Annotated in this window: 18 protein-coding genes; 17 read left to right on the forward strand and 1 reads right to left on the reverse strand. The window is 64.8% G+C overall.

Annotation, left to right across the window (positions count from 1 at the left end; genetic code table 11):
* The first annotated feature begins 51 nt into the window (after nucleotides 1–51).
* Nucleotides 52–1,680, forward strand: a complete 1,629-nt coding sequence (locus M2319_RS13740) for a right-handed parallel beta-helix repeat-containing protein (RefSeq protein WP_264602035.1) — start codon at nucleotides 52–54, stop codon at nucleotides 1,678–1,680.
* Between the two features lie 9 nt (nucleotides 1,681–1,689).
* Here M2319_RS13740 and M2319_RS13745 read toward each other — a convergent pair whose 3' ends face one another.
* A complete protein-coding gene (locus tag M2319_RS13745) occupies nucleotides 1,690–2,592 on the reverse strand; it encodes a LysR family transcriptional regulator (protein ID WP_264602036.1) in 903 nt (300 codons plus the stop codon).
* Between the two features lie 115 nt (nucleotides 2,593–2,707).
* Between M2319_RS13745 and speB the strand changes: the two genes are divergently transcribed.
* The 16 genes from speB (at nucleotide 2,708) to M2319_RS13825 (ending at nucleotide 18,475) form a co-directional block, all read left to right on the forward strand.
* Complete coding sequence (speB, locus tag M2319_RS13750; protein ID WP_264602037.1) at nucleotides 2,708–3,673, forward strand: agmatinase; 966 nt, start codon at nucleotides 2,708–2,710, stop codon at nucleotides 3,671–3,673.
* A gap of 54 nt (nucleotides 3,674–3,727) precedes the next feature.
* On the forward strand, nucleotides 3,728–4,807 hold the full coding sequence (locus M2319_RS13755; RefSeq protein WP_264602038.1) for an extracellular solute-binding protein: 1,080 nt from the start codon (nucleotides 3,728–3,730) through the stop codon (nucleotides 4,805–4,807).
* 80 nt (nucleotides 4,808–4,887) lie between these two features.
* Nucleotides 4,888–5,751, forward strand: coding sequence for an ABC transporter permease (locus M2319_RS13760; RefSeq protein WP_264602039.1), 864 nt, complete (start codon nucleotides 4,888–4,890; stop codon nucleotides 5,749–5,751).
* Nucleotides 5,752–5,753: 2 nt separating this feature from the next.
* The gene (locus M2319_RS13765; protein ID WP_264602040.1) at nucleotides 5,754–6,542 is read left to right on the forward strand and encodes an ABC transporter permease; all 789 of its coding nucleotides are present in this window, start codon (nucleotides 5,754–5,756) and stop codon (nucleotides 6,540–6,542) included.
* Entirely contained in the window at nucleotides 6,542–7,624 is a 1,083-nt protein-coding gene (locus M2319_RS13770) for an ABC transporter ATP-binding protein (RefSeq protein WP_264602041.1), read from the forward strand. Before M2319_RS13765 ends, M2319_RS13770 begins: the two co-directional genes overlap by 1 nt.
* Nucleotides 7,621–8,358, forward strand: a complete 738-nt coding sequence (locus M2319_RS13775; protein ID WP_264602042.1) for an MBL fold metallo-hydrolase — start codon at nucleotides 7,621–7,623, stop codon at nucleotides 8,356–8,358. Before M2319_RS13770 ends, M2319_RS13775 begins: the two co-directional genes overlap by 4 nt.
* 419 nt (nucleotides 8,359–8,777) lie before the next feature.
* A complete protein-coding gene (locus tag M2319_RS13780) occupies nucleotides 8,778–9,329 on the forward strand; it encodes an SIS domain-containing protein (protein ID WP_264602043.1) in 552 nt (183 codons plus the stop codon).
* Between the two features lie 95 nt (nucleotides 9,330–9,424).
* A complete protein-coding gene (locus tag M2319_RS13785) occupies nucleotides 9,425–10,387 on the forward strand; it encodes a sugar-binding transcriptional regulator (protein WP_264602044.1) in 963 nt (320 codons plus the stop codon).
* Between the two features lie 444 nt (nucleotides 10,388–10,831).
* The gene (locus M2319_RS13790) at nucleotides 10,832–11,719 is read left to right on the forward strand and encodes a substrate-binding domain-containing protein (protein WP_264602045.1); all 888 of its coding nucleotides are present in this window, start codon (nucleotides 10,832–10,834) and stop codon (nucleotides 11,717–11,719) included.
* Between the two features lie 138 nt (nucleotides 11,720–11,857).
* Nucleotides 11,858–13,357, forward strand: a complete 1,500-nt coding sequence (locus M2319_RS13795) for a sugar ABC transporter ATP-binding protein (RefSeq protein ID WP_264602046.1) — start codon at nucleotides 11,858–11,860, stop codon at nucleotides 13,355–13,357.
* Nucleotides 13,347–14,345, forward strand: coding sequence for an ABC transporter permease (locus tag M2319_RS13800; RefSeq protein WP_264602047.1), 999 nt, complete (start codon nucleotides 13,347–13,349; stop codon nucleotides 14,343–14,345). The genes M2319_RS13795 and M2319_RS13800 overlap by 11 nt, the downstream gene beginning before the upstream one ends.
* Nucleotides 14,346–14,409: 64 nt before the next feature.
* Complete coding sequence (locus M2319_RS13805) at nucleotides 14,410–15,300, forward strand: sugar phosphate isomerase/epimerase family protein (protein WP_264602048.1); 891 nt, start codon at nucleotides 14,410–14,412, stop codon at nucleotides 15,298–15,300.
* A 20-nt stretch (nucleotides 15,301–15,320) separates the two neighbouring features.
* Entirely contained in the window at nucleotides 15,321–16,322 is a 1,002-nt protein-coding gene (locus M2319_RS13810; protein WP_264602049.1) for a dihydroxyacetone kinase subunit DhaK, read from the forward strand.
* 14 nt (nucleotides 16,323–16,336) lie between these two features.
* On the forward strand, nucleotides 16,337–16,984 hold the full coding sequence (gene dhaL / locus M2319_RS13815; protein WP_264602050.1) for a dihydroxyacetone kinase subunit DhaL: 648 nt from the start codon (nucleotides 16,337–16,339) through the stop codon (nucleotides 16,982–16,984).
* 130 nt (nucleotides 16,985–17,114) lie between these two features.
* Nucleotides 17,115–17,894 carry a triose-phosphate isomerase gene (locus tag M2319_RS13820; protein WP_264602051.1) on the forward strand — a complete coding sequence of 260 codons (780 nt, stop codon included), beginning with the start codon at nucleotides 17,115–17,117 and terminating at the stop codon, nucleotides 17,892–17,894.
* Between the two features lie 389 nt (nucleotides 17,895–18,283).
* Entirely contained in the window at nucleotides 18,284–18,475 is a 192-nt protein-coding gene (locus M2319_RS13825; protein ID WP_264602052.1) for an RpiB/LacA/LacB family sugar-phosphate isomerase, read from the forward strand.
* Nucleotides 18,476–18,494 lie beyond the last annotated feature (19 nt).

An 18,494-nucleotide genomic window follows, 5' to 3' on the forward strand; every position in this document is an offset into this window, starting at 1 on the left:
GGCGCTTCCCATAGCTGTGACGACGATCACCTGACGGCATGCCCGGAGTGCGTGCAGCGGAAGATACGCGTGCTGGAGCCGGGCGAGACCCTGACCCTGCGGCCCGGCGAATATCGTCGGCCGATCACCGCGGTGGGCCTTCGCGGAAGTGCATCGAACCGGATCACCATCCGCGGGCAATCGAAGGGTTGGTATCCCGAGGAGACGGGGGACCAGCAGGAACCCGATCCGTCTGCCGAGGCCGTCCTGACCACCGGGATGAGTGCCGAGCTATTTCGCCGGGACGCCAACATGCTGGCCCGCAAGAAACAGGCGGCAGGGGGCAGCCCCGGCCTCTATTACATTGCCGACGAGGCGATGCTGTTCCTGCGCGACTGCCAGCACGTGACGGTCGAGAACCTCTATTTCAATCGATGCTGGCCGACCGCCGTCTATCTCGACAATTGCCAGGACATTACCGTCCGGTCCTGCCAGTTCCGCTGGGGCACCTATGCCGTCGGCGCGGCAGGGTTTCACACGCGACATCTGACCGTCGAAGGGTGCCGCTGGCAGCAAAACCCGGACAACAAGGGGCGCCACTGGAAGGATTTCTTGTGGTTCCGGATCCACGGCGATCTCGACGAGGAAAACCCTCCGGATGGCGATGGCCGGGTCTCGATCGAAGAGGGATGGCGGCTCTTTGACGGTGATTTCTTCGTCGGCTGGCGCATCGCCGGGTTCGTCACCCTGCGGGGCAACCTGATCGAGGATGCCTTCAACGCCATCCACATGTTCAACTTCACGGAAAATCCGCGCACGGACCTCAATCTCAACGTCGTCGTGGAGAACAACCGGTTCGTGCGCATCCGGGACAACGCCATGGAGCCGGAAGGCGCGGCCTGGAACTGGGTGGTTCGCCACAACGTCTTCGTTGACGTCTATCGCTGGTTCGGCTTCGAGGTCGAGCGCTCCGGCTGGTTCTACATCTACGGCAACCTTGCCTGGTACACCCAGGTGCCGGGCCCCGATCCGGGAGCCGACGGCAAACCGCGCGACGACCACACGGGTGGCTCTGTCTTCAAGTTCAACACCAAGCACGTCGCCGACGGGCCGACCTATGTGTTCCACAATTCCTTCCATCTGCGCGAGCCGATCGCCAAGAAGAAGCGGTTTGCAAAGCTGGCGTTCTTCAACAACGCCATTGCCTTCTGCAAGGCAAAGGAGGGCGGTTGCACAGGACGGCCGACGCTGTTCGCGCAGGGCGCGCGGGCCCTCGCCATGCCCCACGATCCTGCGGCGGACCTTGCCCAGATGTACGTTGCCGAAAAGAAGCGCTTCACCAAGGACTGGGAGGCGCTCGAAATCGTCTTTGACGGCAATTTCATCCATGGCCCCGACCGGCTCAGCCACCTGCGCGCGGTCGGCTATCTGTTCGGCGATGCCTCAAGCGATTTGGATCCCGGCTTTGCCGGGCCGCTCGACGCGACGAACACGTCGGCATCTTCCTTTCGGTTGGACCATGGCGCCGAGGCGGCCGGCAAATCGATTCCGTTTGTCCTCAAGACCAAGAACGACTTCCAGACGTTCAAGGACGCCGGCGGGGGCAATGTCGGGGCGATCCGGGACGACGGCTCATTGTTCCAGCTTGCCGACGAGTTCGAGTGGATCACCGTCAAGATGCCACCGCAAAAGACCTCCTGACCAGGGCCGCTATTCGGCGCCACCGTGCGCGGTGCGGAGGTCCTTGAGGAAGGTCTTCAGGGTTTCCGTTGGCCGGTAGCCTTTCCTGAGGATCAGGCAGAAGGTGCAGGTATAAGAGACCTCGTCCGGCAGGATGGCCCTGAGCCGGCCGTCTTCGACCCATTGGCGCGCATAGTGCTCCGGCAGGAAGCCGAGATAGCGGCCGGAGAGGATCAGCATCAGTTGCGGCTCGATCTGGTGGACGGTCGCCTCGACCGGGCCGAGCAGCAGGCGCTTTTCGTCGGTCGCGCGCCAGTAGCCGCGGCGGATGAAGGCGTGGCGGCGGAGTGCTTCCGGCGTTACCGCGTCCTCGGCCAGGACGGGGTGGTCGGTGGCGGCGTAGAGATAGTGCTGCTCGTCGTAGAGCGGGACGGATTCCAGCCCGGAGATCAGGTGCGGGAAGCTGCCGATGCCACAGTGATAGACCCCGTCATAGACCTTCTGCTGCAGTTCCTGGGGCCGGTCCTGCATCAATGTGATGGAGACGTCGCCGCCGCGCCCGCCGAATGCCGCGACCGCCTCGGACATGCGCGAATTGGGGTCGGTGACCATGCTGTCGACGAGGCCGATGCGCAATTCGCCCGTCAGCGTGCCCTTGAGGGCGCCGATCTCCGCGTCGAAATCGCCGATCGCCTTGAACAGGCGCCTTGCGGCATCGAGCACCATGGCGCCCTTTTCGGTCAGCCGGAAGCCTGTGCGGCCGCGCTGGCAGAGCTTGATGCCAAGCCGCTCCTCAAGCGCCGTCATGTGGTTGGAAATGGTCGAGGCGGAAATGTTGAGCTCGGCCTCGGCGGCGGAAAAGGCGCCGTGGCGGGCGACGGCCTCGAAAACCTGCAAAAAGCGCAGGTCGCTGCGGGAGAGGCGGACGGGCATAGTTTGATATTTCCAAAAGTGAGTTTTGATAATTCCCTATTTTTTCCAGCTACGCCAGCCGCTAGCCTGCTCAATCGATAAGCATGATCAAATCGTGGTCAGAAAAGAGGCGCCCATGAGCTTCAACCAGCCGCTCGGCGGCAACGAGATGCCGCGCTTCGCCGGCCCGGCGACGATGATGCGGCTGCCGTCGCAGGAAACGGCGGAGGGCCTGGACGCCTGCTTCGTCGGCATCCCGCTCGACATCGGCACCTCGAACCGCTCCGGCACGCGCCAGGGACCGCGCTATATCCGCATCGAGTCCTGCATGCTTCGGCCCTACAACATGGGCACGGGGGCGGCGCCCTTCGACAGCCTGCAGGTCGCCGATATCGGCGATGTTCCGCTCAACACCTTCGATCTGAAGAAATCGGTTGTGATCATCGAGGAGGCCTATGACGGCATCCTTGCCCATGACTGCCGGCCGCTGACGCTCGGCGGCGACCACACGCTGGTCTATCCGATCCTCAAAGCGATGGCCAAGAAGCACGGGCCGGTGGCTCTGATCCACGTCGATGCCCATGCCGACATCAATGACGAGATGTTCGGGGAAAAGATCGCCCACGGAACGCCCTTCCGCCGGGCGCTGGAAGACGGCTGCATCGCCGCCGACAAGGTGTTCCAGATCGGCCTGCGCGGCACCGGCTATTCGCCGGAGGATTTTGATTGGTCGCGCCAGCAGGGGTTCACGGTGGTCCCGGCCGAGGACTGCTGGATGAAGTCGCTCACCCCGCTGATGGCGGAGATCCGCGCCAAGATCGGCGACCATCCGACCTATCTCTCCTACGATATCGACAGCCTCGATCCGGCCTTTGCGCCCGGCACCGGTACGGTGGAGATCGGCGGCCTGACCATCTGGCAGGCGCTGGAAATCATCCGCGGCTGCCGCGGCCTCGACATCGTCGGCGGCGATCTCGTCGAGGTCTCGCCGCCCTACGATCCGTCGGGCAACACCGCGCTCGTCGGCGCCAACCTGCTCTATGAAATGCTCTGCATCCTGCCCGGGGTCCGCTATCCGGATGAGGCTCCGGGAAACAAATAAATCAGAAAAACCGACCAGAACCCGCCAAAAAGCCATCCAGAGGTGAACCGAGCCATGAACACCGCGATCAAACGACTGAAGCTGACGGGCGCCGCCGCGCTCGGCGCGCTCCTTGCCGGCGTCGCCGCGATGCCCGTCGCCAACGCCACCGAAGAACTCAACGCGCTGGTCTGGTGCGACCACACCGACCCGGCCCTGATCGAGCCGTTCGAGAAGAAGTTCGACGTCAAGGTGAACCTGAAAGAGTATGAGGGCACGGGTTCGGCGCTCGCCATCGTGGAACAGTCGCAGCCCGGCGACTGGGACGTCTTCGTCATCGACGGCGTCGACGTGCCGCGCGCCATCGATGCCGACCTGCTGGCGCCGCTGCCGGCCGACGAGATGCCGCTCGACGACATCTTCCCGGAACTGCGGCTCGATGAGGCGCAGATGCGCGACGGCAAGCTCTACGCCGTCTCGGAAAAATTCGGCTACAACACCGTCTCCTTCAACAAGACCAAGGTCGATGCCGCCGACATGAAGGACATGACGGTGCTTTGGTCCGACGCCTACAAGGGCAAGATCGCCGTCTACGACTATTACCTGCCGGTGATCGGCATGGTCGCCGTCGGCCTCGGGAAAAAGACCTCGGAGCTGACCGCCGACGACCTTCCGGCGATCAAGGAAACCCTCTTCAAGATCAAGGACAACGCCAAGCTCGTCGGCGAGGTGGTGTCGAGCCAGACGGCGATCGCGACCGGCGAGGTCGACATTCTCGTCGGCGGCGGCGAGTGGGTGACGGCCGGGCTTTCCGCCGACAAGCCGGAGCTGGACTGGATCCTGCCGGAGCAGGGCGGCGTGCGCTGGTCGCAGTCGATCGGCGTCTTCAAGGACAGCACCCGCAAGGAACTGGCCACCGAGTTCGTCAAATACATTGTCTCGCCGGAAGGCCAGGCGCGGCTCGCCACCTCGTCCTGCTACTGGGCGATGCCGGCGAACGCCAAGGCCGGTGCGGAACTGACCGACCAGCAGAAGGCGGCGCTGCGCTGGGATGACCAGCCGACTTACCTGAAGAACGCCCAGATGTATCCGGCGCCCGACGCCGAACTGGACGCCGCCATGCAGGACCTGTGGACGGAATTCCTCCAGCATTAGAAAGTCCTCCAGCACCAAGACGGGCCTTGCCGGGCGTGACGTGACGTCCGGCAAGGCTTGAGGCGAACGAGGTGGCGGTCATGGCTTTGGCGGCACGGGCGAGGCGGTTCGATCTCGGAGCGTGGGGCTTCGTTGCCCCGGCGCTTCTGTGGACGGCGGCGTTCTTCGTCGCGCCGTTCGTCGTCATGGCGGTCGTCAGCCTCTGGGAGCGGATCGGCACCGATCTCGTCGCCAGCTGGAGCTTCGCCAACTACCTGAAGTTCTTTGAGCGCGGCCATTTCCTCGAAGCCATGCTGAACTCTCTGGAGGTGACCGTCATCGTCACCGTCACCTCCATCCTGCTCGCCTATCCGTTCGCCTGGATCATCGCCGAAAAGGTGCCGCCGCGGCTGCAGCGGCTGGCGCTGGTGCTCGCCATCCTGCCGTTCTGGACCTCCTATGTGGTCCGCTCCTATTCCTGGCTCTTGGTGCTCGCCAATAACGGCATCATCAACGAGACGCTGCTCGGCATCGGTCTCATTGGTGAGCCCCTAGATCTCGCCAACAGCCGCACGGCGACCGTGATCGGCTTCGTCCACTTCTTCGTCATGCTGCTGACGCTGACGATCTACGCTAATCTCGTCCAGCTCTCGCCGAACTACCGCAAGGCCGCGGCCGACCTCGGGGCGGGGCCGCTGTCCACCTTCTGGTTCGTGGTGCTGCCGCTGACCCTGCCGGGCATCATGGTCGGCGCGTTCCTCACCTTCGTCCTGTGCATCGGCGACTACATCACGCCGCAGGTGCTCGGCGGCAACAACGAGCTGCTGATGCCGCAGGTGATCATGCTGCAGATCGGCCGGCGCGCCGACTTCCCGACCGCCTCCGCGCTGGCGATCCTGCTCATGATCGTCGTCACCATCGCCTATCTCGGCTTTGCCCGCTGGATCCGGCTGGAAAGGGCATGACCATGCGCGGCACGTCTTGGCGCACGGCCGCCTCTTCCGTCTACGCCATCCTCGTCTACGGCTTCATCTTCCTGCCGGTCGTGGTGCTGGTGCTGTTCTCCTTCCAGGACGGGCGGTTCCCGATCCCGCCGTTTGAAGGGTTCAGCCTTCGCTGGTACGAGGCGGTGCTGGCCGACAGCCGGCTGATGGAGGCGCTCGCCAACTCCATTGTGGTCGCCGTCGGCTCCTCGCTCGTCACCGTCCTCCTGGGCTTCCTCTCCGCCTACGGCCTTGCCCGCTTCGCGCTGCCGGCCAAGGGGGTGCAGCGGGCGCTGCTGACGGCGCCGCTCACCGTTTCCTACCTGATCATCGGCATGGGGCTCCTCATCACCTTCAACTTCATCGGCTTCCCGAAGTCGCTGCTGGCGGCCGGGATCGGCCATGTGGTGATCAACCTGCCGCTCTGTTTTGCCATCATCTACAGCCAGATGGGCGACCACCAGGCGAATATCGAAAAGGCGGCCCGTGACCTCGGCGCCTCGGAATGGCAGGTGATCACGCTCGTCACCGCGCCGATGCTGTGGCCGGCGCTGTTCGCCGCGTTCTTCCTGTCGATGACGTTCTCCTGGGACGAGTTCATCATCTCGTTCCTGCTCACCCGCTTCGACGTCACCCTGCCGGTGGAGATCTGGAGCCTGCTCCGCTCCGGCCTCAACCCCAAGACCAACGCCGTCGGCAGCCTCGTCTTCGGCATCTCCGCCGTTCTCGTCGTCGTCCTGGAACTGGTCGTCCTCAGAAAGGGGAGGCGCTGATGAGCGCGACCGCCGTCGACGTCAAAAACGTCACCCACCGCTACGAGGCGTTCACCGCGCTCGCCGATGTCTCGCTGACCGTGCCGACCGGCTCCTACACGGTGTTCCTGGGCCCGTCCGGCTCCGGCAAGACGACGCTTCTGTCGGTCATCGGCGGCTTCCTGGTGCCGCAGGAGGGCTCGGTGCTGATCAACGGCCAGGACATGACGGCGGTGCCGCCGGCAAAGCGGCCGACGACGACCGTGTTCCAGGACTACGCCCTCTTTCCGCACATGACGATCGGCGCCAATGTCGCCTTCGGGCTCCGCATGCGCGGCATCGGCTCCACGGAGCGCATGCGCCGGGCGCACGATATGCTGGACCTCGTCGGCCTCAAGGGCTCGGAGGCCAAGCGCCCGCACGAGCTTTCCGGCGGCCAGCGCCAGCGCGTGGCGCTCGCCCGGGCGCTGGCGGTGGAGCCCTCCGTGCTGCTCCTCGACGAGCCGCTCGGCGCACTCGATCTGAAGCTGCGCCGGCAGATGCAGGCGGAGCTGAAGGCGATCCAGCGCGAGGTCGGAACCTCCTTTATCCACGTCACCCACGACCAGGAGGAGGCGATGGCGATCGGCGATACCATAGTCGTCATGAGCCACGGCCGGATCGAGGATATGGGCACGCCGGAGCGGGTGTATCTAAAGCCCGCGACGCTGTTCGCGGCCGGCTTCATGGGCCAGAGTTCGTTTCTGAAGGGGAAGGTGAGATGGCGCACCGGCGGGCGGCTCGATATCGAGACGCCGCTCGGCCGGCTGCCGCTCACCGCCAACGGCTCCGGCGTCGATGCCGGGGATAATGTGGTGCTTTCCATCCGGCCGGAACATTTCGTCGTCGGTACGGTGGAGGGGCCGGCGTTGTCGCTGGGCAGCGCGATGGTGGAGGACATGACCTTTGCCGGCGCCCACCATCTCGCCGTAATGCGCCACGAGACCCTCGACAGTTTCCGGCCGATGGTGCAGATGCCGCAGATCGGAGAGACCAAACCGGGCGCGACGGTGGCGCTCGGCGTCCTGCCGGAGGACGTGGTTATCCTGAAGGACGAGGCATGACGGACCTACCGCGGGCGACGGCTGCGACCTGGTACGAGACGAGAACGGTCGGCGACGACGTCACCTTCATCTCCGAGCCGTTCATTCTCGAATTTTATCGCTGCAACATCTGGCATGTGCGCGGCCGCGACAGGGACATGCTGGTCGACAGCGGCATGGGCGTCGTCTCGCTCAGGCAGCAGGTGCCATTGGTCACCGAGCGGCCGCTGGAGGCCGTCGCCAGCCACACCCATTTCGACCATATCGGCTGCCACCACGAGTTCGAGCAGCGCACCGTGCACCGGGCCGAGGCCGGGCTTCTGGCCGCGCCGACGCGGGTGAACACGCTCGCCGACCCCTACGTCACCGACGAGATATTTACCGCGCTGCCGCCGCAGCCCTATCTTTCCACCGAATATGCGGTGAGAAAGGCGCCGGCGACGCGGATCGTCGACGACGGCGACGCCATCGACCTTGGCGACCGGCATTTTTCCGTCATCCACACGCCGGGCCATTCACCGGGCGGCATCGCGCTCTTTGAGGCCGCCACCGGCATCCTCTTTTCCGGCGACATCCTCTATGATGGGCCGCTGATCGAGGACACATACCACTCGGACGTCGGCGACTACATCGCCAGCATGGAGCGGCTGTTGGATATGCCGGTCAGGCTCGTCCATGGCGGCCATTTCCCGAGCTTTTCCGGGGAGCGCTATCGGGCGCTCATCCGCGAGTGGCTGGCAGCACACGACCGGTGAGGGGCGATTTTCCTGAAAGAAGCGCTTCCGTCGTTGCAGCCGTCCGGGTGCGTTGCGGCAACCTCTGTCGTCATCCCGGGCGGAGCGAAGCGCAGACCCGGGATCTATTGTCCACCTCGACCGGTAGCCGTGGCGGCTCCTGCACAGGCCCAGCACCATTCAAGGGCACAAATCCCCTCGCCGGCGACATACCGCATGGACAGGGGCAATAGGCCCCGGGTCAAGCCCGGGGTGACGGCTGAGGGATGGGCATGCGAGAGTGCATGCGGGAAACGCTCACCGATTTGGCCGATGTCCACCGGACGATCTGCCGCGGATAAGCATTTCGCGCGGCGGACGGATTGCCCGAAAGTTAGAACATTTGTATATTGCATGCATCAAGTGTTAAGCGTGCGTGTTTCATTCAGAGGTTTCACTCCATGCAAGCGACATGTCTGAAGGCGCTCGAGGAGCTCGGCGCCGCGCTCTCCCGGCTCGACGACGACGCCATGCGTGCCGCTATCGATGAGATCGTCGCGGCGGATCGAATCGCGCTCTACGGCGTCGGCCGCGAGGGGCTGCAGATCAAGGGCCTCGGCATGCGGCTGTTCCATCTCGGCCTCAAGGTGGCGATGGTCGGCGACATGACGACGCCGCCGGTGGGCAAGGGCGATCTCCTCATCGTCTCGGCCGGTCCGGGCAATTTCTCCACCGTCGCCGCGTTGATGGGCGTTGCCAAATCGGCCGGTGCGCGGACGCTCGTCGTCACGGCCCAGCCGGACGGTGCGGCGCCGAAGGCGGCCGATACGGTGCTGCCGGTGCCGGCCCAGACTATGGCCGACGATCAGACCGGGGAGGGCAGCATCCTTCCCATGGGATCGCTCTTTGAGGGCGCGGAATTCATCGTCTTTGAGGCCCTCGTCATTGGCGTGCGTGACCGGCTCAAGGTCACGCCCGAGGCGATGCGCGCGCGCCATACCAATCTCGAATAGGCGCAGTTTCCACTACGGTGTAAGGATTGAAGGGGGCGCGAGGAAATGCCGGGCAGAAGGGCCGCATGACGACGTCCCGCAGGAAGAGGCAAGGAATGGCGGACGGTTCCGACGGACTGACAGGCGGTATGGATGCCGAGCACCTCGTGGCCCGGGTCGCTTGGTATTATTACGTCGCGAACATGACGCAGCAGGAGATCGCCGACCGGCTGGGGCTGACGCGCCTCAGGGTTAACAAGATCATCGGTCAGGTCCGCGCCGACGGCTCGGTGCAGGTGGAGATCCGGCTGCCGCTCGCTTCCTGCGTTGCCCTGGAAGAGGAGTTGAAGTCCCGCTTCAAGCTGCAGGACGCGGTCGTCGTGCCGTCGATCCGCGACGAGGTCGCCCAGAAGCGGGTGATCGGCGAGGCTGCCGGCGTACTCCTCAATGGCATGCTGAAGGACGGCCAGACCATCGGCCTTGGCTGGGGCGACACGCTGGGGGCGGCCGTGCGCAAGCTGACGCCGCGCCAGTTTTCGCGCACCAGGGTCGTCTCGCTGATGGGCGGGCTGACCCGAGGCTCCGGCGCCAACACCTTCGAGGTCGCCAGCCAGCTCGCCCGCGCGCTCGGCGCCGAATGCCACTACATCCCGTCGCTGCTCTACTATCCGGACGACGAGAGCTTTGCCGGCCTGATGGCCTATCCGCCGCTCGCCGAGGTGATGGCGGAGGCGCGCCAGGCGGATGTGGTGCTGGTCTCCTGCGGCGATCTTTCCGGCCGTTCGCAGCTCTTTTCGGCGGTCTCCCTGTCGCCGCGCGACATCGACGAGTTGAAGGAAAAGGGCGCCGTCGGCGAACTTCTCGGCACCTTCCTCGATGCCAACGGCAAGGACGTCGACCATCCGCTCAACAAGCGGGTGATGGCGCTGCACCCTTCCGGCCTCGGCAATATCCCCAAGACGATCCTTGCCTCGGGCGATGCCTACAAGCTGCCGATCATCCGGGCGATCCTGAAGCTCGGCAACGTCACCCACCTCGTCACGGACGAGGCGGTCGCGGAAGGTTTGATGCGCGGCTAGGTGCGGTTCACGAAAGGCGGAAACGTTTTTGAAAAAGGACCGCGCAAAAGACTGAAAGCCGAAGGATGTTACTTGCATCCGGCCGGGTGAATGCTGCTTCAGAACTCGCTAATAGGCGTTATTTTTCCTTATTTTTGAATGAGTTAGATGGTTCCAAAAATGCGCTGTTTTGGCGCACGGATACGGAACCGACAAATCAATTGAAAAACAGAAATTACAAATGTAATGTCATTTGACCGGTAGGGAAGATCCGCAAGCTCGTTCGAGCGAGTAGGGCGCCATGAACGCCGTAGCCGCCGAACGACCGTGTGAGGGCTTCTCATGCGCGGCCCGGTCCGCGCAGATGGAGTGCCAGCATGCGCTCCCATTACCGGCGGTGAGGAAAAAAGTTCGAGGAACATTCCCATGAAAAAACTCCTGTTGGCGTCAATCCTGGCTGCTGTCGTGGCTGGTCCTACGGTTGCTGCCGCGCAAGACCAAGACCCGCTTCGCTTCGTCATCGTGCCGAAAGTGGTGCATCCGTGGTTCGACCTCGTGAACGACGGCGCCAAGGAAGCGGCAAAGATGCTGACCGAGACCACCGGCCGCGAGGTGCAGATCGAGTACCGCGCTCCGCAGAAGGCCGATGTCATCGAACAGAACGACATCATCTCCCGCTCCATCGCCACCCAGCCGGACGGCATCCTCGTCGACCTGCTGGACGGCAAGGGCAACCGCGTCGTGCTTGAAGAAGCCGTCGACCAGGGCATCCCGGTCACCGTGTTCGACTCCGTCCCGCCCGAGGGCATGGAACTTACCAGCATCGGCAATGACTTCTGCGAGCAGGCCAACATCGCCTCCGAACGCCTCGTCAAGCTGCTCGGCGGCAAGGGCGAAGTGGCGATCATGATGGGCGTGCCGACGGCGCCGAACCACGCGATCCGTGCCGAATGCCACAAGAAGACGTTCGAGAAGTATCCGGACATCAAGCTTGTCGCCACCGGCATCGACAATGACAGCATTGAGACCGCCCAGAAGCAGGCCGCGGCCATCATGCAGGCCAACCCGAACCTGAAGGGCTGGGTGGCGTGCGACGCGGCCGGCCCGATCGGCATCGGCCAAGCGATCAAGGAAGCCGGCAAGGTCGGCGACGTGATCCATGTCGGCCTCGACAACCTGCCGGACCTTCTCGCCCTCATCAAGGAAGGCGTCGTCGACTCCTCGTCCTCGACCAAGCCGGAAATGCAGGGTTACTGGGCCGTCATCGCGACCTGGCAGAAGGCCATGGGCAAGCCGGTTCCGAAGTATATCGACACCGGCATCGCCGTCATCACCAAGGAAAGCCTGGAATAGTCCTTCGCATGCACCCCACGGTTTCTGGCAACGGGACGCCGTGGGCCCCATGAATGACTTCCAGAGCGGGACGGACGAGCCGGTACTTCACCGCCTTGCCCGTCCCGCAAGTCCCCACCAGCCGATTTGGTGACAGTGATGGCTTTCCTCCGCGTCCAAGGCATCCGCAAAGAGTTCCCCGGTGTCGTGGCGCTGGACAATGTCGACCTCGAGATCGAGCGCGGCACCGTCCACGTCTTTGCCGGCGAGAACGGAGCGGGCAAGTCGACGCTGATCCGGGCACTGACCGGGATCATGGCGGTCGACAGCGGCACCATCCACATCGACGGGCGCGACACCGCCGAAGACAAGTCGCTCTTCGACCTCGTCGCCTATGTGCCGCAGGAACTCAACGTTTTCCCGCATATGTCGGTGGCTGAAAACCTGTTCATGCCGTTCGACAAGTCGGGCTTCGGCGGCGCCGTGCTCTCCGGTTCCAGGATGCAGCGCGAGGCGCAGGAATATCTCGACCGCTTCGACATCCACGCCCGGCCCGACGAGGCGGTGGGCACGATCGCGGTCTCCGACCGTCAGCTCCTGCAGATCGCGCGGGCGGCGACCAACAAGTCGTTCCAGATCCTGATCCTCGACGAGCCGACCACGTCGCTGACCACCAAGGAAATCGAGCGCCTCTTCAAGATCATCCGGCAGCTCCGCGACGAGGGCAAGGCGATCGTCTTCGTCTCCCACAAGATGGACGAGATCTTCGAGATCGGCACCACGGTGACGGTGCTGCGCAATGGCCAGACGGTCGGTCACCGGGCGATGGATGACGTCACCGAGGCCGAGCTGATCCGGATGATGTCCGGCGGCGAGATCCGCCTCGACCAGACCTTCCTGCCCGAGGGCGAGCCCGGGGAGCCGGTCCTGACCGTGGAACACCTGTCCGGGCGAGGCTTTTCCGATGCCTCCTTCACGCTCCGGCGCGGCGAGATCCTCGGCTTTGCCGGGCTGATCGGCGCCGGCCGCTCCGAGTTGATGCAGGGCGTCTTCGGCTACAAGAAACCCAAGCACGGCCGCGTTGTCCTGAAGGGCGAGGAACTGCGGCTCGGCTCGCCGGCCGCCTCGGTCGCCGGCGGCGTCCTCTATCTTTCCGAAGAGCGCAAGCTGCACGGCATCCTGCCGACGCTCAGCGTGCGCGAGAACATCGGCATTTCCGTGCTTGACCAGACGGCGCCCTCCGGCGTCATCTCCGGCTCCCGCGAGCGGTCGATCGTCGGCGGCGTCATCGACGACTACGACATCAAGACCTCGTCGTGGGAAAAGAAGATCATGTTCCTGTCCGGCGGCAACCAGCAGAAGGCCATCATCGGCCGCGCCATGGCACGGCGCCCGGACGTTCTCATCTTCGACGAGCCGACCCGCGGCATCGACGTCCGCAACAAGGTCGAGATCTACAAGATCATGAAGTCTCTGGCCGAGGAGGGGGTGGGGATCATCATGATCTCCTCCGAACTGGCCGAGTTGAAGAGATGCGCGACGCGCATCATCACCATGCATGACGGCGAAATCAGCGGCGAATTCGACACGATGACAACGGATGCCGACACGCTGGTGAGCGCCATTATCGGTTCGGGAGAGTTGCGCCATGTCGTCTGAAGTCGTGTCCGAAACGGCATCCCCCGCAAAACGGAGCCTTGCCAGCCGGATCGCTGCCGTGCCGCTGCTCGGCGTGCTGACCGCGCTGATCGTCATCTTCGTCGTCTCGTGCATGCTCTCGCCGCACTTCCTGACGCCCTACAACATGACGATCATGGCCAGGACGCTCGCCTTCGTCGGGCTCGTTACCCTCGGCCAGTCGATGCTGATGATTCTCGGCGAACTCGACCTGTCGCTCGGCGCGATCGCCGGGCTTTGCGGCGTCGTCGGCGGCATCATGATGGTGCAGATGGGCTGGAACCCGTGGCTGTCGCTGGCACTGTGCCTGGCGCTCGGCACCTTCTGCGGCATGTTCAACGGCTTCCTGGTGGTCGCGCTCCGGTTGCATTCTCTGGTGCTGACCATCGGCATGGCCGGCGTCTATGGCGGCGCCAATCTCGTTGCCACCAAGGGCGTTGCCATCACCGGCATTCCCGACGCCATCAGCTTCCTCGGCAAGAGCGCGCCCTACGGCGTGCCGGTGCCGTTCATGATCCTCGTCGTGGCGCTGATCGTCATCACCTTCATGGCGGTGAAGACGCCGTTCGGCCGGTATCTCTATGCCATCGGCAACAACCCGCCGGCGGCCCGCATGCTCGGCATCCGCGTCGACACCATCCGGGTGCTGGTGTTCGCTGCCGCGGGCTTCCTGTCGGCGCTCGCCGGCATGTTGATGGTTGCCCGCCTCGGCACCGCCCAGCCGTCGATCGGCGAGGGCTGGGTGCTGGCGCCGATTGCCGCCTCGGTCATCGGCGGCGTCGCCACCACCGGCGGCGTCGGCAGCCCGATCGGCGCCATCCTCGGTGCCGCGATCATCGGCATCATCGAGAACATCATCGTGCTGTTCGGCGTCTCGCCCTACTGGCAGTCGGTGGTCTCCGGCGCGATCGTCGTCCTGGCCATCTCCTTCGACTCCATCTCGCGCCGCTACCTGCGCCGCGAAGGCTGAGGCAAGGAACACCCGACCGGGCCTTGTTCGCCCGGCCGGGAGAGAAGAAAGGGAGTGAAAAACAATGAAACTCGGGGTCAATCTCTCCTTCGCCGTCAAACGCTGGCTGGAACCCGAAGCGCTCGCCGCGCTGATCCACGACCGGCTCGGCGTCAAATACGTCCAGTACACCTGGGACCTGACCGATCCGTGGTGGCCGGCGGCCGAGCGCGACCGCTTAGCTGCGGCCTATGCCAAGGCGTTCCGCGATGCCGGTCTCGTAGTGGAAAGCACCTTCGGCGGCCTGGCCTCCTACACCTACAATCACGTCCTTGCCCCGAATGCGGACTTGCGCAAGCTCGGCAAGGAGCACCTGAAGCGCGCCATCGACATGACGGCGGCGATGGAGGTGCCGGCGACCGGCATGCCGTTCGGCTCCTATTCGTCGGCCGATGCGGTCGACCCGGCGCGGCGCGAGGAAATCCTCAAGCTTGCCGAGGAGGCCTGGGTCGAGCTTGCAGCGCACGCGGCCGAGAGCGGCCTTGAGATGCTCTATGTGGAGCCGGTGCCGCTCGGCACGGAGTTCCCGTCCACCGCCGCCGACGGGCTGCGCCTGATGCAGGATCTCGACGGCAAGACCGAGGTGCCGGTGCGGCTTCTGGTCGACTGGGGCCATGCCATGTTCGAGCCGCTGTTCGGCGCGGACGCCAACATGGACCACTGGATGAAAACCTGCGGCGACTACATCGCCGCCTATCACATCCAGCAGACCGACGGCCAGCTCGACCGTCACTGGAGCTTTGCCCAGGACGGCCTTTTGAACAAAGGCGTTCTTGAGGACTTCTGGAAGCGCTACGACCTCAAGGACCAGACCTTCTTTGCCGAATTCGTTTACCCCTTCGAGGCGACCGACGAGTACGTTCTCAATGACATGGTCGCGTCGATGGCGGCGCTCGACGTCGCCAAGGCGGCCTGAAGGCGAGGAAAGCATTCCCCATGAGACGCGTGAAAAAGATCCTCAACGATCCGGCCAAGGTGGTCGAAGAGACGCTGGAAGGCATGAACCTTGCCGGCGACGGCGCCACCAAGCTGCTGCCGGGCAACATCATCGTCGCCGACCGCGAGAAGGCCGAAAAGCCGGCGCTCCTCATCGGCGGCGGCTCCGGCCATGAGCCGATGTTCGCCGGCTATGTGGGGCCGGGGCTCGCCGACGGCGCGGTCTGCGGCCAGGTGTTCGCGGCGCCGAGCCCGGACGCGATCGTTGCCGCCACCAAGGCCGTCGATTGCGGCAAGGGCGTCCTCTACGTCTACGGCAACTATTCCGGCGACAACATGAACTTCGACATCGGCGCGGAACTCGCCGAGGAGGACGAGGACATCGCGACCCGGACCGTGCGGGTCCGCGATGACGTCGCTGCGGCGCCGCCGGAGCGCATGGACGACCGGCGCGGCATTGCCGGCGATTTCTTCGTCATCAAGGTGGCGGGCGCGGCTTCAGAGGCCGTCGATACGCTGGAGGAACTCCACCGCATCGCCGCCAAGGCGGAGGCCAACACCCGCTCCATCGGCATTGCCGTTTCGGCCGGCTCGATCCCGGAGACGGGCGAGCCGACCTTCGAGCTCGGCGAGGACGAGATCGAGATCGGCATGGGCGCCCATGGCGAGCCGGGGGCAAAGCGCCAGAAGCTGGCGCCGGCCGACGAGATCGTCGACCAGATGATGGACCTCCTGCTTGTCGACCTGCCGTTCGAGAAAGGCGATGAGGTCGCGCTCCTCATCAACAATCTCGGCTCGTCGACGCCGATGGAGCTGTTCGTCGCCAACCGGCGGGTGCGGGCGCGGCTGGCGGATGCCGGCATCACCGTCCACCGCACGGAGGTCGGCCCGTTCATCACCTCCCAGGAGATGGCCGGCTACTCGATCACCCTGATGCGCCTCGACGACGAGTTGAAGGGCTATCTCGATGCCCCGGCGTCCTCGCTGGCCTATTCGAACTGACGGAGGGTGCCCCGATGACCACGGAACTTGATGTCGCCGGCGTGAAGGGCATGTTCGTTGCCGCCTGCGACGCGATGCTGGCCAATATCGAACTCCTGACCCACGCCGACCAGGCGATCGGTGACGGCGACCACGGCGTCGGCATGAAGCGCGGCTTTTCCGCCGCGCTCGCCTTCCTGAAGGAGAACGAACCGGCGACCGTCGGCGAGGTCTTCAAGGGGGTTGGCGGCGCCATCATGTCGGCCTCGGGCGGAGCCTCGGGAGCGATCTTCGGCACCTTCTTCCGGGCCGGCAACAAGACCCTCGGCGATGCGACGACGCTGGACGGCGCCGGCTTTGCGGCCTTCCTGAAGGCCGGTCTCGAAGCGGTCGAGAAGCGCGGCGGCGCCGGGCCCGGCGGCAAGACCGTGATCGATGCCATCGATCCGGCGGCAAAGGCCGCGGCCGACGCCGGCGACGACCTTGAGGCCGTTCTGTCCGCTGCGACGACCGCGGCCAAGGAGGGCGTCGAGGCGACGAAATCGATGATCGCGACCACCGGCAAGGCCCGCACGCTCGGCGAGCGCTCGCTCGGCCATCCGGACCCGGGCGCGATCTCGTTCTCCATCGTGATCGGCGCGATGGCAAAGGCCGTCGCCGGGGCGGACGTCGCCGCGACCTGATCTCCCAAGTCTGCCCCGGAGCGGCGCCAAGACCGCCCGGGACCGGCGCGACACGCGCCCGCAGCGCCTAGAAAAACATGGACCGGTTGCCGCCGGGCGCTTCGCCCGGCGCAGGGAAGGAATTTGTCCGATGACATCGTTCTGGATCGGCACGAGCTGGAAGATGAACAACACCATCGCCGAGACGCGGTCCTATCTGACCGAGCTCGCCGCGGCGCCCTTGCCCGACGCCATGTCGGTGTTCGTCGTGCCGTCCTTCACCGCGCTGCCGGCGGCGCGCGAGACGATCGGCGATGCGCCCGTCCATCTCGGCGCCCAGAACATGCACTGGGACGAGAAGGGCGCCCATACCGGCGAGATCTCGCCGCTGATGCTCCTGGAATGCGGCGTGGAGATCGTCGAGCTCGGCCATTCGGAGCGGCGCACCGACCAGGCCGAGAGTGATGCCGACGTCAATGCCAAGGTCCGCTCGGCGATTGCCCATGACCTGCGCCCGCTCGTCTGCGTCGGCGACCACGAGGAGGAGCTTGCCGCCGGTGCTTCGGCGGAGACCGTGATCCGCCAGGTGAAGCTGGCGTTTTCCGGCATCGACACCTCGCAGCTCTCGCGCTCCCTGATCGCCTATGAGCCGGTCTGGGCGATCGGCGAATCGGGCCGGGTCGCGAGCCCGGAGCACGTGGAAGCCGTGCACCGCGCCGTGCGCGACCTGCTCGACACGCACGGCCTTGCCTCCGTGCCGGTGCTCTATGGCGGCAGCGTCAATGCCGGCAACGCCGGCGCGCTTGCCGCCACGAAGGGCGTCGGCGGGCTCTTCGTCGGCCGTTCGGCCTGGACCGCGGGCGGCTTCCTGGAGGTCATCGCGGCGGCGGAGAAGGGTCTTGGTGCACGGAGTGCGGCAGCGAGCGTCTAGCCGCGTTCTGCACGCAAAAGGCGAAGTCCGCCTTACATGTGTAATTCCGATACGAAAACTTGTTGCGAATTTGTCGCGCCTCGGCCGAACATGATGCCGGAGCAGGGGGCGTTGGCGCGTCCGATATTGCCAAAAGAATAAATAAAGCAATTAGATGTGGCGCTAACCGTTCCGAAAACTAATGTATCGATAGATTGACAAAAGTTCAGACCCGGAATAGCATTCCGGCAATGGATGAGGTCCGGTTCGGCGGACGGGATGCGAGGCATTTGCGGCGTCCCAACGGACACATCATCCGGAACGGCTTCGCCGGCGGATAACGCCGGTGTCAGCGCAGGGTCGAGGGCGTCGCTCCTTCCTCGTGACGTCGCCGGCCGGAGGGAACAACAATGGCGATCGCTTTCGGTTGCAGCAGGGCCGGTACGGCCTTGAACGAAAAGTTCGGACCCTATCTGGCGAAGAACGGGAACGAGGTCGACGACTTCGGACCCTTCGACGACACGCCGGTGCTCTCTGCCGATACCGCCCACGCCCTTTCGAAACCGATTGCGGCGGGGAGGAACGAGGCGAGCCGGATCTGATACGGCCGGCAAAAGGGCC

This window comes from Rhodobium gokarnense (genome assembly GCF_025961475.1).
GTDB lineage: Bacteria > Pseudomonadota > Alphaproteobacteria > Rhizobiales > Rhodobiaceae > Rhodobium > Rhodobium gokarnense.

Coding starts and splice junctions, on each gene's coding strand:
- M2319_RS13810 (WP_264602049.1), top strand. CDS start 15,321: ATGAGACGCGTGAAAAAGATCCTCAACGATCCGGCCAAGGTGGTCGAA.
- M2319_RS13785 (WP_264602044.1), top strand. CDS start 9,425: ATGGCGGACGGTTCCGACGGACTGACAGGCGGTATGGATGCCGAGCAC.
- M2319_RS13765 (WP_264602040.1), top strand. CDS start 5,754: ATGCGCGGCACGTCTTGGCGCACGGCCGCCTCTTCCGTCTACGCCATC.
- M2319_RS13795 (WP_264602046.1), top strand. CDS start 11,858: ATGGCTTTCCTCCGCGTCCAAGGCATCCGCAAAGAGTTCCCCGGTGTC.
- M2319_RS13820 (WP_264602051.1), top strand. CDS start 17,115: ATGACATCGTTCTGGATCGGCACGAGCTGGAAGATGAACAACACCATC.
- M2319_RS13800 (WP_264602047.1), top strand. CDS start 13,347: ATGTCGTCTGAAGTCGTGTCCGAAACGGCATCCCCCGCAAAACGGAGC.
- M2319_RS13780 (WP_264602043.1), top strand. CDS start 8,778: ATGCAAGCGACATGTCTGAAGGCGCTCGAGGAGCTCGGCGCCGCGCTC.
- M2319_RS13755 (WP_264602038.1), top strand. CDS start 3,728: ATGAACACCGCGATCAAACGACTGAAGCTGACGGGCGCCGCCGCGCTC.
- dhaL (WP_264602050.1), top strand. CDS start 16,337: ATGACCACGGAACTTGATGTCGCCGGCGTGAAGGGCATGTTCGTTGCC.
- M2319_RS13745 (WP_264602036.1), bottom strand. CDS start 2,592: ATGCCCGTCCGCCTCTCCCGCAGCGACCTGCGCTTTTTGCAGGTTTTC.
- M2319_RS13825 (WP_264602052.1), top strand. CDS start 18,284: ATGGCGATCGCTTTCGGTTGCAGCAGGGCCGGTACGGCCTTGAACGAA.
- M2319_RS13805 (WP_264602048.1), top strand. CDS start 14,410: ATGAAACTCGGGGTCAATCTCTCCTTCGCCGTCAAACGCTGGCTGGAA.
- M2319_RS13760 (WP_264602039.1), top strand. CDS start 4,888: ATGGCTTTGGCGGCACGGGCGAGGCGGTTCGATCTCGGAGCGTGGGGC.
- M2319_RS13775 (WP_264602042.1), top strand. CDS start 7,621: ATGACGGACCTACCGCGGGCGACGGCTGCGACCTGGTACGAGACGAGA.
- speB (WP_264602037.1), top strand. CDS start 2,708: ATGAGCTTCAACCAGCCGCTCGGCGGCAACGAGATGCCGCGCTTCGCC.
- M2319_RS13770 (WP_264602041.1), top strand. CDS start 6,542: ATGAGCGCGACCGCCGTCGACGTCAAAAACGTCACCCACCGCTACGAG.